The 12,747-nt window shown below is 67.9% G+C and carries 16 protein-coding genes; 13 read left to right on the top strand and 3 right to left on the bottom strand.

Features of this window, described 5'->3' with window-relative positions; genetic code table 11:
* The coding region (locus tag VFP86_07245; GenBank protein ID HET8999424.1) for a crosslink repair DNA glycosylase YcaQ family protein at positions 1-690 on the top strand (690 nt) is incomplete at its 5' end.
* Between the two features lie 4 nt (positions 691-694).
* On the opposite strand, the gene VFP86_07240 is transcribed toward VFP86_07245, so the two are convergent.
* Positions 695-1,168: a peroxiredoxin gene (locus tag VFP86_07240; GenBank protein HET8999423.1), complete on the bottom strand. Its 474-nt coding sequence runs from the start codon at positions 1,166-1,168 to the stop codon at positions 695-697.
* 96 nt (positions 1,169-1,264) lie between these two features.
* Between VFP86_07240 and VFP86_07235 the strand changes: the two genes are divergently transcribed.
* Positions 1,265-1,708, top strand: coding sequence for an OsmC family peroxiredoxin (locus VFP86_07235; protein HET8999422.1), 444 nt, complete (start codon positions 1,265-1,267; stop codon positions 1,706-1,708).
* 15 nt (positions 1,709-1,723) lie between these two features.
* On the opposite strand, the gene VFP86_07230 is transcribed toward VFP86_07235, so the two are convergent.
* Positions 1,724-3,091 (bottom strand): M20/M25/M40 family metallo-hydrolase, encoded by a 1,368-nt coding sequence (locus VFP86_07230; GenBank protein HET8999421.1) that lies wholly within the window; start codon positions 3,089-3,091, stop codon positions 1,724-1,726.
* Between the two features lie 135 nt (positions 3,092-3,226).
* On the opposite strand from VFP86_07230, the gene VFP86_07225 reads away from it, so the two are divergent.
* A complete protein-coding gene (locus VFP86_07225; protein ID HET8999420.1) occupies positions 3,227-4,072 on the top strand; it encodes a GNAT family N-acetyltransferase in 846 nt (281 codons plus the stop codon).
* A gap of 33 nt (positions 4,073-4,105) precedes the next feature.
* Here VFP86_07225 and VFP86_07220 read toward each other — a convergent pair whose 3' ends face one another.
* Positions 4,106-4,582, bottom strand: coding sequence for a cupin domain-containing protein (locus tag VFP86_07220; GenBank protein ID HET8999419.1), 477 nt, complete (start codon positions 4,580-4,582; stop codon positions 4,106-4,108).
* A 68-nt stretch (positions 4,583-4,650) separates the two neighbouring features.
* Between VFP86_07220 and VFP86_07215 the strand changes: the two genes are divergently transcribed.
* The 10 genes from VFP86_07215 to VFP86_07170 form a co-directional block, all read left to right on the top strand.
* Positions 4,651-5,028, top strand: coding sequence for a hypothetical protein (locus VFP86_07215; protein ID HET8999418.1), 378 nt, complete (start codon positions 4,651-4,653; stop codon positions 5,026-5,028).
* 106 nt (positions 5,029-5,134) lie between these two features.
* Entirely contained in the window at positions 5,135-5,335 is a 201-nt protein-coding gene (locus tag VFP86_07210) for a hypothetical protein (GenBank protein HET8999417.1), read from the top strand.
* Positions 5,336-5,607: 272 nt separating this feature from the next.
* Complete coding sequence (locus VFP86_07205; protein ID HET8999416.1) at positions 5,608-6,528, top strand: TIGR01777 family oxidoreductase; 921 nt, start codon at positions 5,608-5,610, stop codon at positions 6,526-6,528.
* 40 nt (positions 6,529-6,568) lie between these two features.
* Positions 6,569-7,036 (top strand): ribose 5-phosphate isomerase B, encoded by a 468-nt coding sequence (rpiB, locus tag VFP86_07200; GenBank protein ID HET8999415.1) that lies wholly within the window; start codon positions 6,569-6,571, stop codon positions 7,034-7,036.
* Between the two features lie 4 nt (positions 7,037-7,040).
* A complete protein-coding gene (locus VFP86_07195) occupies positions 7,041-7,544 on the top strand; it encodes a DinB family protein (protein ID HET8999414.1) in 504 nt (167 codons plus the stop codon).
* A 309-nt stretch (positions 7,545-7,853) separates the two neighbouring features.
* The gene (locus VFP86_07190; protein HET8999413.1) at positions 7,854-8,213 is read left to right on the top strand and encodes a hypothetical protein; all 360 of its coding nucleotides are present in this window, start codon (positions 7,854-7,856) and stop codon (positions 8,211-8,213) included.
* A gap of 65 nt (positions 8,214-8,278) precedes the next feature.
* Positions 8,279-9,856 carry an ABC transporter substrate-binding protein gene (locus tag VFP86_07185; GenBank protein HET8999412.1) on the top strand — a complete coding sequence of 526 codons (1,578 nt, stop codon included), beginning with the start codon at positions 8,279-8,281 and terminating at the stop codon, positions 9,854-9,856.
* Positions 9,857-9,897: 41 nt separating this feature from the next.
* Positions 9,898-10,845 (top strand): ABC transporter permease, encoded by a 948-nt coding sequence (locus VFP86_07180; protein ID HET8999411.1) that lies wholly within the window; start codon positions 9,898-9,900, stop codon positions 10,843-10,845.
* Positions 10,838-11,719 carry an ABC transporter permease gene (locus tag VFP86_07175; protein HET8999410.1) on the top strand — a complete coding sequence of 294 codons (882 nt, stop codon included), beginning with the start codon at positions 10,838-10,840 and terminating at the stop codon, positions 11,717-11,719. The genes VFP86_07180 and VFP86_07175 overlap by 8 nt, the downstream gene beginning before the upstream one ends.
* A 4-nt stretch (positions 11,720-11,723) precedes the next feature.
* Positions 11,724-12,747 (top strand): amidohydrolase/deacetylase family metallohydrolase (locus tag VFP86_07170; GenBank protein HET8999409.1); only part of this gene is annotated, 1,024 nt, incomplete at its 3' end.

Genomic DNA, 12,747 nt, shown 5'->3' with positions numbered 1-12,747 from the left:
GACGTGCGGTGGTCGTGGGTATGGGAGTGGAAGGAGGCGCTTCCCTCGGAAAAGCGGGTGTTCTACGGCCGGGTACTCGCCCGAAAGCCGACGTTTATCGCTATCGACCTTCTCCCGTTCTTCTTTGCCCTCACGGGGAACGTTGGCGACCCGGACGATCACGCGCGGCTATACGAGGAGGGCCGGCTCTCCGCGCTGGCGCGGCGCGTGCATGAGGTCGTCGCGGGCAGCGGTCCCATCACGACGCGCCAGATCCGGTCGGCGGTCGAACCCGAGCGCCGGGGGAGCAGCCCGCGTCTACTTCGGGCGCTCGCCGAACTGCAAAACCTGTTCCTTCTCGCTCGGGTCGGCGAGGTGGGGGACAACCCGGGGAACTATGCCTACGTCTGGGACCTGTTCGCACGCTGGCTCCCGGACGTCGTGGTGCGGGCATCGACGATTTCGCATCGCGCCGCCGCGGCCGCGGTGCTCGAGCAGTACGTCCGAATCGCCAGAGCGCCGCGCCCCAAAGAGGCGGTGGCCCTCTTCGCATGGCCGCCGCTCGTGCTCGAGGGGGCGATCGCCGATCTTCGGGATCGTGGGGTCCTCGACATCGTGCGCGGACCGCACGCGGAGGACCGGCTCGTGCATCGCGCGGTCCTCGAGCAGACCGCGACGAGGACATCCCGGAGGCGAGGCGGAACGTCGTGACTCGTTACGTGACCTTCTTGACGGCCGCCTCCACCTGTTCGTACGGAGGCTCCACGCCGGGCGCATCAGCGACCCAGCTGTAGACGACCTTGCCGTTCTTGTCCACGACGAACACGGACCGCTTGGCGATGCCGTTGAGGAGACCGCCCAGGAAGGCGCCGTCGTAGACGTCGTAGGCCTTCATGGCCTCGTGGTTGAAGTCGCTCAGCATCATCTGTTTCAGATTGTGCTGCTTCGCCCACTCCGCCAGCACGAACGGGGTATCGGCGCTGATCCCCACGACCTGCGCGTTCAGCGAATCGAGCCGGCTGGAATCATCGCGAAACCGGCACATCTCCTTCGTACACGTCCCGGTGAACGCCGCCGGAAAGAACGCGAGCACGGTCGTCTTGCCGCGTAATTCGCTGAGCCGAACCGGCTTGCGGTCGGTGTTCACCAGCATGACGTCTGGCGCCTGCTGCCCTACCTCAATCGCCATTGTGAACCTCCTTGGGATGGATCTTGCTTCTCCCTCGACGATGTTGGTACGCTAGAGCGGATCGATTCTATTCCTTCGGTCCAAGGAGGCGAAGCGATGGCAGCAGCCAGGCGCGCGGATGTGACCTGGGAGGGGGACTTGTTGACGGGCGGGGGCGTCGTGACCGCCGGGACGAGCCGGGCATTCAACGCGCTGCCGGTGACGTGGGCGTCTCGCACCGAGGGCCCCCAAGGCAAGACCAGCCCCGAGGAGTTGATTGCCGCCGCCCATGCGAGCTGCTACGCGATGGCGCTGTCCTTCGGTCTGGCCGGCGCCGGAAAGCCGCCCAAGAAGCTGGAGGTGAGCGCCACGGTCACGTTCGACAAGGTGGAGGCCGGCTGGCGAGTCATCTCGAGCGCGCTCACGGTGCGGGGCGTCGTCCCGGGCATGGACACGGCGGGATTCCGGAAGGCCGCTGAATCGGCAAAGGACGGGTGCCCCGTCTCGCAGGCGCTCAAAGGGAACGTGAAGCTCAGCGTGGAGGCGACCCTGGTCGCCTGATCCGCCGGCGCCGCCCTACTGCCCGGCCCCAAACCGCTCCAGGATGCTGGCCATCAGAAGAATCGTCTCACGGAAATCGGTCGCCCGAACGTTCTCATCAGGGGCGTGAGCCCGAGCGTTCCAGTACCCGGATCCCGCGCTGACGAGCGGGATGCCGAGCACCGGACCCACGTCGTATGCCGGGCCCGTCCCGGCCGAGGTCGGGTACACCAGCACCTCACGGCCCGTGACCTCTGCGCAGCAGTCTCGCACCAGGCCGACGAACGGATCCGACAGATCGGTCCGCCAGGGGAACTCTGCGCCCAGGACGGTCACGTCGATGTCCGAAAAGCCGCGCGCGGCCAGGTGCCGCTGGACGTTTCGCGCCACCTCGTGGGGGTCCTGATCCGGGACGAGACGGAAATCGATCTTCGCCCGCGCCACTTTGGGCAGCACGGTCTTTGAGCCCTCGAGCGTGTACCCGCCCCAAATCCCGCAGACCGTGCAGGTCGGCGTGAACAGCAACTGGCGGACGGCCTCCAACCCGTCCACGCCGCCGATCATCCGGGATACACCAACCTGCTTCTGGATCTCTTCCACGACGTCCGGGGGAATCTGCCGGATCGCCTCTTCCTCAGAGGCAGTGGGACGTCGGACCCGGTCGTAGTGGCCGGGGATCTGCACCCGCCCGTTCTGATCCTTGAACGTGCTGAGGGCCCAGATCAGCCGGAACGCGGCGCCTTCGAACACCGCGCCCAGCGACGAATGGAGGTCGACGGACGCGGTCTTGGCCTCGAGTTGAATGTAGCAGATCCCCTTCATCCCGCAGACGATGTGTTTCCGCTCCTTGGCATCGCGCTCGCCGTACTCCCAGATGCAAGCGTCCGCCCTGAGGAGGTCGGTGTGGGCGCGGGTTATGGCGCCGAGATGCGTGCTGCTGATCTCCTCCTCCCCCTCGATCAGAAATTTGACGCGGCAGGGGAGCCCGCCGCGAACCGCCCGGAGGGCGCGGATCGCGGCAATGCGCGTCATGAAATCGCCTTTGTTGTCGGCGACTCCACGGCCGAGCAATTGTCCGTCCCGTTGGGTGACGTCGAACGGTGGGACGGTCCACTCTTCGAGCGGCTCCGCCGGCTGAACGTCGTAGTGGTCGTAGAAGAGGAGCGTGCGGGGCGACCGCCCCTCGAATTCTCCGACGACCACAGGGTTGGCGTCCTCGTGTTCCAACACCGTCACGCGACCGCCGGCGCCTCGCAGGAGATCGCCGACCGCCTGCACCGTCTCCGGAATTCCGCGCCGCTGCGCGGCGACCGAGGGGATCTTCACCAGACGGCGAAGATCCTCGATCACCTGCGGTAGATCGGCATCGATCCGGGCCGTCAAGGCTACGTCCACTTGGATCACGCTCCCACTCGTTGTCTGGCTTCCCCCTTTTGGGCGCGGCTCCCGGGTTTCCCTGGGTGCCGTGCCGCTGCGCCGGGCAGGACCTGTTGGGCTCGGACGGAACTCCCTGGCTGGACGGGCGGGAGGCGCGGGGCGGTGTTCAGCATTCGTGCGATGACCGATGCGGACGAGCTCGAGCGCTGCGTTGAGCTCCAGATGCGGATCTGGGACATGAGCGAGGCGGGGGCCGTTCCCCTTCATCAGCTTGTCGCCGCGGTCTCGGCCGGAGGACTCGTGTTGGGCGGGTTTGCGCCGGACGGACGCCTCGTGGGCTTCACGTACGCGTTTCCCGGCTGGCGCCGCGGGAAGCCGCTGTGGTACTCACACATGACGGGGGTGCTCGCGGAGCATCGCGATGCCGGGCTCGGGTATCGGCTCAAGTCGGCGCAGCGGGACGCGGCGCGGGCGGCCGGCATCGACCACATCGTCTGGACCTACGACCCGCTGCAGTCCGGGAACGCCCGGTTCAACTTGGGCCGGCTGGGCGCGGTGGCGTCCCGGTACCACGCCGACTATTACGGCGCGATGATTGACGCGATCAACCGCGGGCTGCCGAGCGATCGGTTCGAGGTGGACTGGTTCCTCGAGTCTCCCCGCGTCGTCGCCCGGCTCGCCTCGGCGAGCCGTCCTCCCCTCGGTCAGGCCGTTGCGTGGGCGGTCACGGCGACCGGGCCCAGCCTGCCTTCGCTCCCCGGCCCGCCGAACCTGGAAATCGAAGACGCGCAGATGCTCGTCGAGATCCCCGCGGATCTCAACAACCTGAAAACCGCACATCCCGCCGCGGCCGCCGCGTGGCGGGAGACGACCCGGGTGGTGTTCCTCTACTACTTCGCCCGCGGGTACGCCGCCAGCGACGCGTCCAGGATTCCGGATCCGCAGCGCCCCCGGGTGGCATATCTGTTGGAACGAACCGGACCCCACCCGGCGTGCGGTCCGGCATGAGCATCGATACGCACTGAGCGCTAGGAAACGCTCCTAGACGGGATCGGGCAGCAACTCCGTGTCGTATTTCGTCCGGATCTCACGCAACGTAGCCGGATCCGGCGATCCCTGCGCGGCGGCAAACGCCGCGGCGGTCTCCTCCAGGAATCGCTCAACGCCGGCCGGGGCAAAGATCACGAGCACCCGCGCCGGGCCGGGCCCAGGGTTCCAGAACATGTGGCCCGTCTCCCGCGGCACGAAGACGAAGGATCCGGCGGGCGCGCTCATTGTCCGATCGCCGACGCGAACCGTCACGGTGCCCTCAAGAACATAGAGCGCCTCATCCGACCGGTGGTGCCGGTGCATCGCCAGCCCGGGCGCTCCCGGGGCCGGCGCGCTTTCAACGAAGGCGAGCCGCCCGCCCGTGTCGCTCCCGACGGCCTTGAGCGTCGCGCTCGCGCCGCGGTCCGGGAGCGCGATCCTACGGCCGGCGCCGGGGGGTAAGAACACGCTCCCATCGGCTGTGCCCACTGGTTCCTCCTCGCCCGAGACGCGCGGCCGCGTCGTATCCCCCCGTCGTGGGGGGCATATCTAGAGTCGTGCGGAGTCTCGCAAAACGCGTTGCGCCGTTGTCATCCCTGCTCGCGGCGGGCGTCCTTTCCGGATGTGTCACCGCGTTCGTGCCGGAGCACCAGGAGACCCCGCCCTCGCCGGTCGCCGTCGTCGTCGAGATCACCGGCACTCCAGGAACGACGTTTGAAGGCTCGATCGGCACGGCGCCGTCCACGAGGTCAATTGAAGGACAGGTCCCGGCCCAGTTCACCGTGGAGACCGCGGTGGCAGTCGCCGTCAGCGTGACCAAGAAACAGGAAGACGGTGAGCTCACCGTCCGGCTCCTGCGCGGAGGGCAGGAGATGAGCCGGCGGACGACCTCCTCCCCCTACGGCACCCTGCTGCTCGTGTACAAAGTCCCATAGTAGCACGCCGCAGGTCGCGGTGCAGGAGGGACACGGCGCCGCTTCTGCCTGACGCAGGCAACGTCAGGCGGCATGCTATGATCGGACCGTGCCGCAGATACGCTCCATGAACCCGCTCTGCATCGCCAACATCAGCCCGCATGAGCGCACAAAACGGCTGGTGGCCGGCGCCATCCCGCTGGTCATCAGCCTGGCCGTGTTGGCAGGACTCGCGCGGGCCGGCGCGGATCGCTGGTGGCGCCTCGCACTGCTGCCCGTATTCTGGGGCGCCGCGGTGGGCTTCTTCCAATGGCGCGATGCGACGTGAGTGAGACTTGCGGCGCGAGGCTCGCGCCAACTGCACGATCGTGTAGAGCGGATCGCCGATGCAACGGAACTAGGGCACGTCCGGCGGCAGGCACGTCGAGTGGTAATCAAGGCGTCTCTGGCCGCCGTCGCGATGACGCTGCTTGCGCTGGCCCTGCCGCGATAGGACCGTCACGAGGCAATATGCGAAATGCCCGATGAGACTTCGGCACTGGGCGATGAACGAGTAGAATAGAACAACAAAGAAGGCCTCACTCTCGCAGGGTGTCGTCCGTGAACATCCTCGTCTCCGGTTCCCACGGAATGATCGGCTCGGCGTTGGTGCCGGCGCTCGCCGCGCGCGGGCACCGAACCGTCCGACTGGTGCGCCATCGGGATTCGCGTCTCCCCGATGAGGTCGCCTGGGATCCCGCCTCCGGCCGGATCGACGCGGCAGCGCTCGAAGGGATCGAGGCCGCCATCCATCTGGCCGGAGTCAACATTGGAGCGCGCCGGTGGACGGCGGCGAGGAAGGCGCAGATACGACAGAGTCGGGTTGAAGGGACGCGCCTGCTCGCGGACACCCTGGCGCGGCTCCGGCGGACGCTTCAGGTGCTGGTCTGCGCGTCCGCAACCGGCTACTACGGATCCCGGGGAGAGGAGATCCTGGTCGAGGAAAGCGCCCCCGGGACCGGGTTTCTCGCCGATCTCTGCCGGGACTGGGAAGGGGCCGCCGCCCCGGCCCGAGACGCAGGGATCCGAGTCGCGCACCTCAGGTCTGGAATCGTGTTGAGTCCGTCCGGGGGAGCGCTGGCCGCCCTGCTGCCGATCTTCCGGATGGGGGTGGGAGGCACGCTCGGAAGCGGCCGGCAGTTCATGTCCTGGATCACCCTCGACGATGAAGTCGAGGCGATCATCCACGTGCTGAGCCGGGACGCCGTCCGCGGGCCCGTGAATCTCGTCTCGCCGCATCCGGTCGCAAACCGGGAGTTCACGGCCACCCTCGGCCGGGTCCTCCGCCGCCCGGCGCTGCTCCCGGTGCCCGGCCCGGTCTTGCGGATCGCGCTCGGCGAGGTTGCCGGTGAACTCCTGGGAAGCCAGCGTGTCCATCCCGCAAGACTCCTGGCCACCGGCTTTGCCTTCCGCTATCCGGACCTGGACGCGGGGTTGTGTGCGCTCCTCGAGCCGAACGCGGCGGCGCGCATCCGGGCCTGATGGGCAGGGGCGGCGCCGCGCATCCGCGAACTGAGCACGCATGCGGATCGCGATCGCCAGTGATCATGCCGGGTACCCCATGAAAGAGGAGCTGAAGCGCCTCCTGCGAGATCTCGGCCACGAGGTTCGGGATTTCGGAACCCACTCGACCGATGCGGTGGATTACCCCGACTTCATCGTCCCCGCGGCCGAGGCCGTCGCCTCGGGGCAGTGCGAGCGGGGGATCGTGCTGGGCGGCAGCGGGAACGGCGAGGCGCTCGTCGCCAACAAGGTGCCCGGGATCCGCTGCACGTTGTGCTGGGAGAGCTACACCGCGCGGGCGGCCCGCGAGCACAACGACGCCAACGTCCTCTCGCTCGGGGCCCGGGTGATCGGCCCGGAGGTGGCGCGGGAGGTGGTGCGCGTCTGGCTGGAAGCCGCCTACGAGGGGGGACGCCACCAAGCCCGCATTGATAAGATCCGTGCGGTCGAAGAGCGGTATGCGAGACCTCGCGCTCAGAAGGGGTGACGAGATGGACATCAACGCAGCGATTCAGTTCCAGTTGCAACGGAGCCACGACCGCGTCCGGCAGTGCATCGCCGACCTCTCGGCGGAGGAGGCGCGCCGGTCCCCGACTCCTCGACTCGCCCCCGTCGTTTGGCAGGTCGGCCACCTCGCGTTCTATGACGCGCAGTACGCGGAGCGGGCGGGCGTCGCGGATGCGGTGCCCGCGATCCCCGCGGACTACGAGCGCCTCTTCGAGGCAGGGACCGGGGGCCAGGCGGCGTACCCTCCGATCGATCACGTGTGGGACGTCTTCGACCGAATGCACGCGGCTCTGCAGCGGATTGCCGCGGGCGGAGATCTGGCCAAGCCCGTCGAGGGTCAGCTGTACAAAGATGTCGGCGGCATGCTGGTGTTTGCGTCTACGCACCGCACCTACCATATCGGGAAGATCGCCACGCTCCGCGCGCTGCTCGACAAACCCGTGCTCTTCGGCCCCCCGAGTCCCGCGCAGAACGCCCCGCGGCGATAACCAGGGACGGACCCCGCAGCTCGTCGACACGCGCGTCTTGGAGCGCCGGCGCGGACGCTCGGGGCGCGACCTTGCCCTCGGGTTCGCGCAAGCCGCCTGAGAATGTTCGACGAGATACGGGAAAGATCGCACAGACCGTAACAGAACTTCTTTTCAACCGCGCCCGCGAAAAATCACCCTCCTTCGACGGCCGGCACACAGGAATCCGACGTGCGCACCGTCAATTCTCCATCACCGACTTCTTTGCGCACGCCATCGATGTCCGCGCTTCACTCGTCCCTCTTGGGCGCGGATGGAGTGGGGGGCACGATGCGGGGCAAACTCTTCATCTTTCACTGGAATCCCCCGGAGGCCGATCTGTTGGCCCGCGATCTGCGCGCTGCAAACTGGCGCGTCGATGTGGAGTGTGAAGACACATTGCGGGCTCGAAGGCGGATCAAGGAGCGGCCACCCGACGCCGTGGTGATCTCGCTCGCGCGCTCGCCCGTCTACGGCCTGGAGATCGCCAGTGCGCTGCGCGCCAGCAAGATGAACCTCACAATTGTCTTTCTGGACGGCAAAGACGACACGATTCAAACCGCCAAGACCCGAGTCCCCGCGGCGATCTTCGCGACCTCGGGGGAGCTGGCTGATATCCTGGACGCCCACTCCAAAGCAGGCTGGGGGTGATCGCAGGGTCCCGTCCGCGCGGGGGGGAATTCTCTCCTGACACCAGCACCGTCAGGAGGTTCTGTATGCCTCGATCCCTCGCGTGCGCCGTGGTCATCGCGATCCTCACGTTTGGGACGCTGGCGCCGGGCGGCGCACAACCATCCCCTCAACGCGGGGGGGTGATGCGCGTGGCGACCAACGCCGATCCGCCCGGGCTCGACCTGATGTGGCAGACGTCGACGATCAGCCTCAACATCAGCCAGCACGTGTTCGAGACCCTGCTGACCCTGGACGCGCAGAAGCGGATCGCGCCCGAACTCGCCGAGAGTTACGCCGTGAGCAACGGCGGCAAGACGTTCACGTTCAAGGTGCGGCCGGGGGTCAAGTTCCACAACGGCGCCGAGATGACGTCGGCAGATGTGCTGGGGTCGTTCCAGCGCTGGCTGGCTCTCAGCAGCCGCGCGCGCCAGATCCTCAAGGACATGACCTCGGCCACCGCCCCCGACAAGTCCACGTTCGTCGTGGAACTGAGCCAGCCCAACGGGGCGTTCCTCCCCGCGCTCGCGATTCCGAACCAGCGGATGGTCGTGTTCCCCAAAAGCGCCCTCGACAAGAACCGCGACTCCTCCGGCAAGCCGCTCGAGCTGAAAGGCGCGGACCTGATCGGCACCGGGCCCTACCGCCTGGCGGAATGGAAGCCGGACCAGTACGTGCGGCTGGTGCGCTTTGCGGGCTACACCTCGCGTCCGGAGCCGAGCAACTACATGGCGGGGGCACGGCATGCGTATCTCGACGAGATCCGGTTCGTTCCGGTGCCTGACGACCTGACCCGCGTGGCCGGGCTCATCTCGGGCGAATACGACCTCGCCCTCTCGCTCCCCGGGAGCGCGGTCGATCAGCTCAAGGCGAACCCCGCGATCGTAGCTCAGATCGTCGGGCCGGGATCCGCCGCGGTCGGGGTCTTCAACAAGAAGCGCGGCCCGTTTGTCGACATGCAGGTGCGGCGGGCCGCGTGGCTGGCCGTCGACCCCCAGAAGGTGATGGCCGGCGCGTTCGACAACGCCCTGCTCTACCGGCTTACACCCGCGCTGGCAGGCAAGGAATGGGGCGTGTGGGCGTTTCCGAATGTCGGGGCGGACGTCTACGCGCACGGTCGCGACGTGGCGAAGGCCAGGGAGCTTCTCCGCGAAACCGCGTACAAGGGCGAACCCCTCCGCTGGATCACGACCCGCGACTACGCGTACATGTACCGCTCCGCGCTCGTGGCCTCCGACGAGATGAAGGAGGCCGGGTTCAACGTTCGGCTCGTCGTCTCGGACTGGGCGACGGTGATCTCGGACCGGAACAATCCCGACCGGTACGAGATCTTCAGCACCGGGATCGGGTTCGAGGGCGATCCGACGTCCACCGCGGCGTTCACGCCGGGATGGCCCGGGTGGTACGATTCGCCGCGCAATAACAAGAACTACGAGGCGCTGGTCGCCACGGTCGAACCCACCAAGCGGCGCGAGCTGGCCAAGGACCAGCAGCGGCTGTTCTGGGATGAGATCCCGTACTTGCGGTTCGGCGAGGTCTTGACGCTCCTGGCCTATCGAAAGAACATCCAGGGGATGTATCCGGACAACTCATACTACCTGTGGAACGTGTGGCTGACCAAGTAACCCGGCGGGGCCGCATCACGCGGGCGCGCTGACCGGCCGGGATGGCGCGGTACATTGGGCGGCGGCTGTTCGCGGCCGTCCCCCTCGTCCTCATCGTCGCGACGTTGGTGTTCGTGCTGGCCCGGATCGTCCCGGGGGACCCGGTGGCGCTCCTCCTCGGCGATCAGGCCTCGACCGAAGATATCGCGCGAACCCGCGCGCAGCTCGGGTTGGACCGGCCGCTTCCGGTACAGTATGCGCTGTGGCTCTCCCGCGCCGTCCTCCACCTGGACATGGGCCAGTCCTTCTACCTCAAACGGCCGGTGGTCCAGGCGATCGTCCAACGGATCGAGCCGACGTTCCTCCTCGCCGCCCTCGGCGCGGCGCTGGCGATCGCGATCGGGGTGAGCCTCGGGATCCTCGCGGCGGTGCACCGGAACACCGTCGTGGACGGTGCCGTGATGCTGATGGCGCTGGCGGGCCTCTCCGTCCCAAGCTTCCTGTTTGGCCTCATCCTGATTCTCGTCTTCGCCGTCCGCTTTCACGTCTTCCCCTCGAGCGGCTACGTCCCGGTCCAAGATGGGTGGACGGCAACGCTTCGGTACCTGGCGCTGCCCGCGGTGACGATCGGGGTCGGCGGGGCCGGCATCATCGCCAGGATCACGCGGTCGAGCATGCTCGACGTTCTGCGCGCCCCGTACGTCCAGACGGCCCGCAGCAAGGGCCTGCCGGGGCGCGGGGTGGTCCTTAAGCACGCCTTGCGGAACGCGCTCATCCCGACGATGACCGTCATCAGCCTCACCATCGCGAGCCTGGTGGCCGGGACCCTCGTCGTGGAAACCGTGTTTGCGATTCCCGGCTCCGGCCGCTTGGTGGTGCAGTCCGTGGCACGCCGGGACTACCCGGTGATCCAGGGTGCCGTGATGTTCGTCGCGCTGCTGTACGTCCTCGTGAATTTGATCATGGACGTGCTCTACGCCTACCTCGATCCGCGCGTGCGGTATGATTAACGCCCGCGCGCTCGACCGCCTCGCCGGACCGCCGTCGCGTCCCCGCCGGACGCTACGCCACGCGGTCCTGCGTAACTTCAACGTCCGGGTGGGCGGAGGGATCGTGTGCGGTCTCCTGGCGCTCGCGCTCGCGGCGCCGCTGATCGCCGGGCACGATCCGCTCAAGCTGGACGTGAATGACCGGCTTCGTCCCCCATCGCCGGCGTTCCCGATGGGCACGGATTATGTCGGCCGCGACGTGTTGGCGCGGGTCCTTCACGGCGGCCGCCTGTCCCTACTCGTCGGGGCGGGTGTCGTGGTATTGACGGTGATTCCGGGAACCGTGCTGGGGATGGTCGCCGGCATGGCGCCCGGCACGGACGGCTGGATCATGCGCACGATGGACGCGCTGCTGGCCCTTCCCGCAATCCTCCTCGCCATCGCGATCATGGCCGCAGTCGGGCCGAGCGTGACGAACGTCGTCGTCGCCCTCGCGGTATCGAGCACCCCGCGCATGGCCCGCCTGGTCCGGGGATCGGTGCTGATCGTCCGCACGACCTCGTTCGTTGAGGCGGCGCGGGCCGCCGGCGCGGGCGAGGCCGCGATCATGAGCCGACACGTCCTGCCCAACATCGTCTCCCCGATCATCATCCAGGCTACGTTTACGTTCTCGGCGGCGATCCTCGCCGAAGCCGCGCTCTCGTTTCTGGGCGTCGGGGCGCCGCCCGAGGTCCCGAGCTGGGGCGGGATCCTCGCCGAAGGTCGCACCTTGCTCGCCCAGGCCCCGTGGATGACGCTCTTTCCGGGGGCCGCGATCGTGCTCGTCGTGCTCGGAGGAAACCTCCTGGGGGACGGACTTCGCGACGTCCTGGACCCACAGTTGCGAGGGGAGTGATCTCATGGCGATGCAGCGATTCGACCTGGTGATTCGGGGGGCGCGGGTGATCGATCCGGCGCAGGACCTCGACGAACGCGCCGACGTCGGAATCCGGGACGGCCGGATCGCCGGAGTCGGCCGCATCCCCGACGAAGCCCCCGACATTGTGGACGCCGCCGGTCTCATCGTCTCCCCCGGCTGGATCGACCTGCACGCACATGTCGCCCACAAATTTGGGCGCACGAGCGTCCATCCCGATCACGACGCCGGGGTGGCGCGGGGCGTGACCACGGTCGTGGACGCCGGGTCGTGCGGGGCCGGCCTGTACGACGCGTTCTCCGCGTACGTCGTCCGGGGGGCGACCACGCGGGTGCTGGCGTTCCTCAACGTGTCCCTGCACACATCGATCGCGCCCCGCCACGGCTCCTGGGAGAACTTCGACCAGAAGCAGACGATTGCGACCGCCGAGCGATACGCGGGGGAGATCCTCGGCATCAAAGTCCTGGCCAGCCGGACGCACTGCGGGAACATGGCGCTCACCCCGGTCAAGCTGGCGGTGCAGGCGGCGCGATTGTCTGGGACGCGCGTGATGTGCCACATCGGCAACGCCCCACCGGTGATCCAGGACGTCCTCGCGCTCCTGGGCCCGGGCGACATCATCACGCACTGCTGGCACGGCAAGCCCGGCGGGCTGCTCGACCGTCACGGACTCCCGATCCCCGAGGCGCGGGCCGCGGCGGATCGGGGCGTCCTGTTTGACATCGGGCACGGGTCGCAGAGCTTCTCATTCGAGACCGCGCGGCGGGCGATGGCGGGCGGACTCCCCCTCCATTCGATCAGCACCGACATCCACGCAAGGAATGTGGCGGGCCGGGTGCGCGATATGGCCACCACGATGGGCAAGTTCCTGCACCTCGGACTGTCGCTCAGGCAGGTGATCGCCGCCTCGACCCTCGGCCCGGCGAAGGCCATCGGGCTCGAGAGGGAGATCGGGACGCTTCGCCCGGGGGCGGCCGCCGACGTGACGGTGTTCCGGCTTAGAGAGG

The organism is bacterium, from assembly GCA_035703895.1.
Classification (GTDB): Bacteria; Sysuimicrobiota; Sysuimicrobiia; order Sysuimicrobiales; family Segetimicrobiaceae; genus Segetimicrobium.
The sequence above is the reverse complement of the archived record's forward strand: the minus strand, read 5'-3'. Positions and strand labels throughout refer to the sequence as shown.

What these genes read in the sequence shown, in the direction of transcription:
- VFP86_07240 (HET8999423.1), bottom strand. Translation starts at nt 1,168, where the DNA reads ATGGCGATTGAGGTAGGGCAGCAGGCGCCAGACGTCATGCTGGTGAAC.
- VFP86_07235 (HET8999422.1), top strand. Translation starts at nt 1,265, where the DNA reads ATGGCAGCAGCCAGGCGCGCGGATGTGACCTGGGAGGGGGACTTGTTG.
- VFP86_07210 (HET8999417.1), top strand. Translation starts at nt 5,135, where the DNA reads ATGAACCCGCTCTGCATCGCCAACATCAGCCCGCATGAGCGCACAAAA.
- rpiB (HET8999415.1), top strand. Translation starts at nt 6,569, where the DNA reads ATGCGGATCGCGATCGCCAGTGATCATGCCGGGTACCCCATGAAAGAG.
- VFP86_07195 (HET8999414.1), top strand. Translation starts at nt 7,041, where the DNA reads ATGGACATCAACGCAGCGATTCAGTTCCAGTTGCAACGGAGCCACGAC.
- VFP86_07190 (HET8999413.1), top strand. Translation starts at nt 7,854, where the DNA reads ATGCGGGGCAAACTCTTCATCTTTCACTGGAATCCCCCGGAGGCCGAT.
- VFP86_07185 (HET8999412.1), top strand. Translation starts at nt 8,279, where the DNA reads ATGCCTCGATCCCTCGCGTGCGCCGTGGTCATCGCGATCCTCACGTTT.
- VFP86_07180 (HET8999411.1), top strand. Translation starts at nt 9,898, where the DNA reads ATGGCGCGGTACATTGGGCGGCGGCTGTTCGCGGCCGTCCCCCTCGTC.
- VFP86_07175 (HET8999410.1), top strand. Translation starts at nt 10,838, where the DNA reads ATGATTAACGCCCGCGCGCTCGACCGCCTCGCCGGACCGCCGTCGCGT.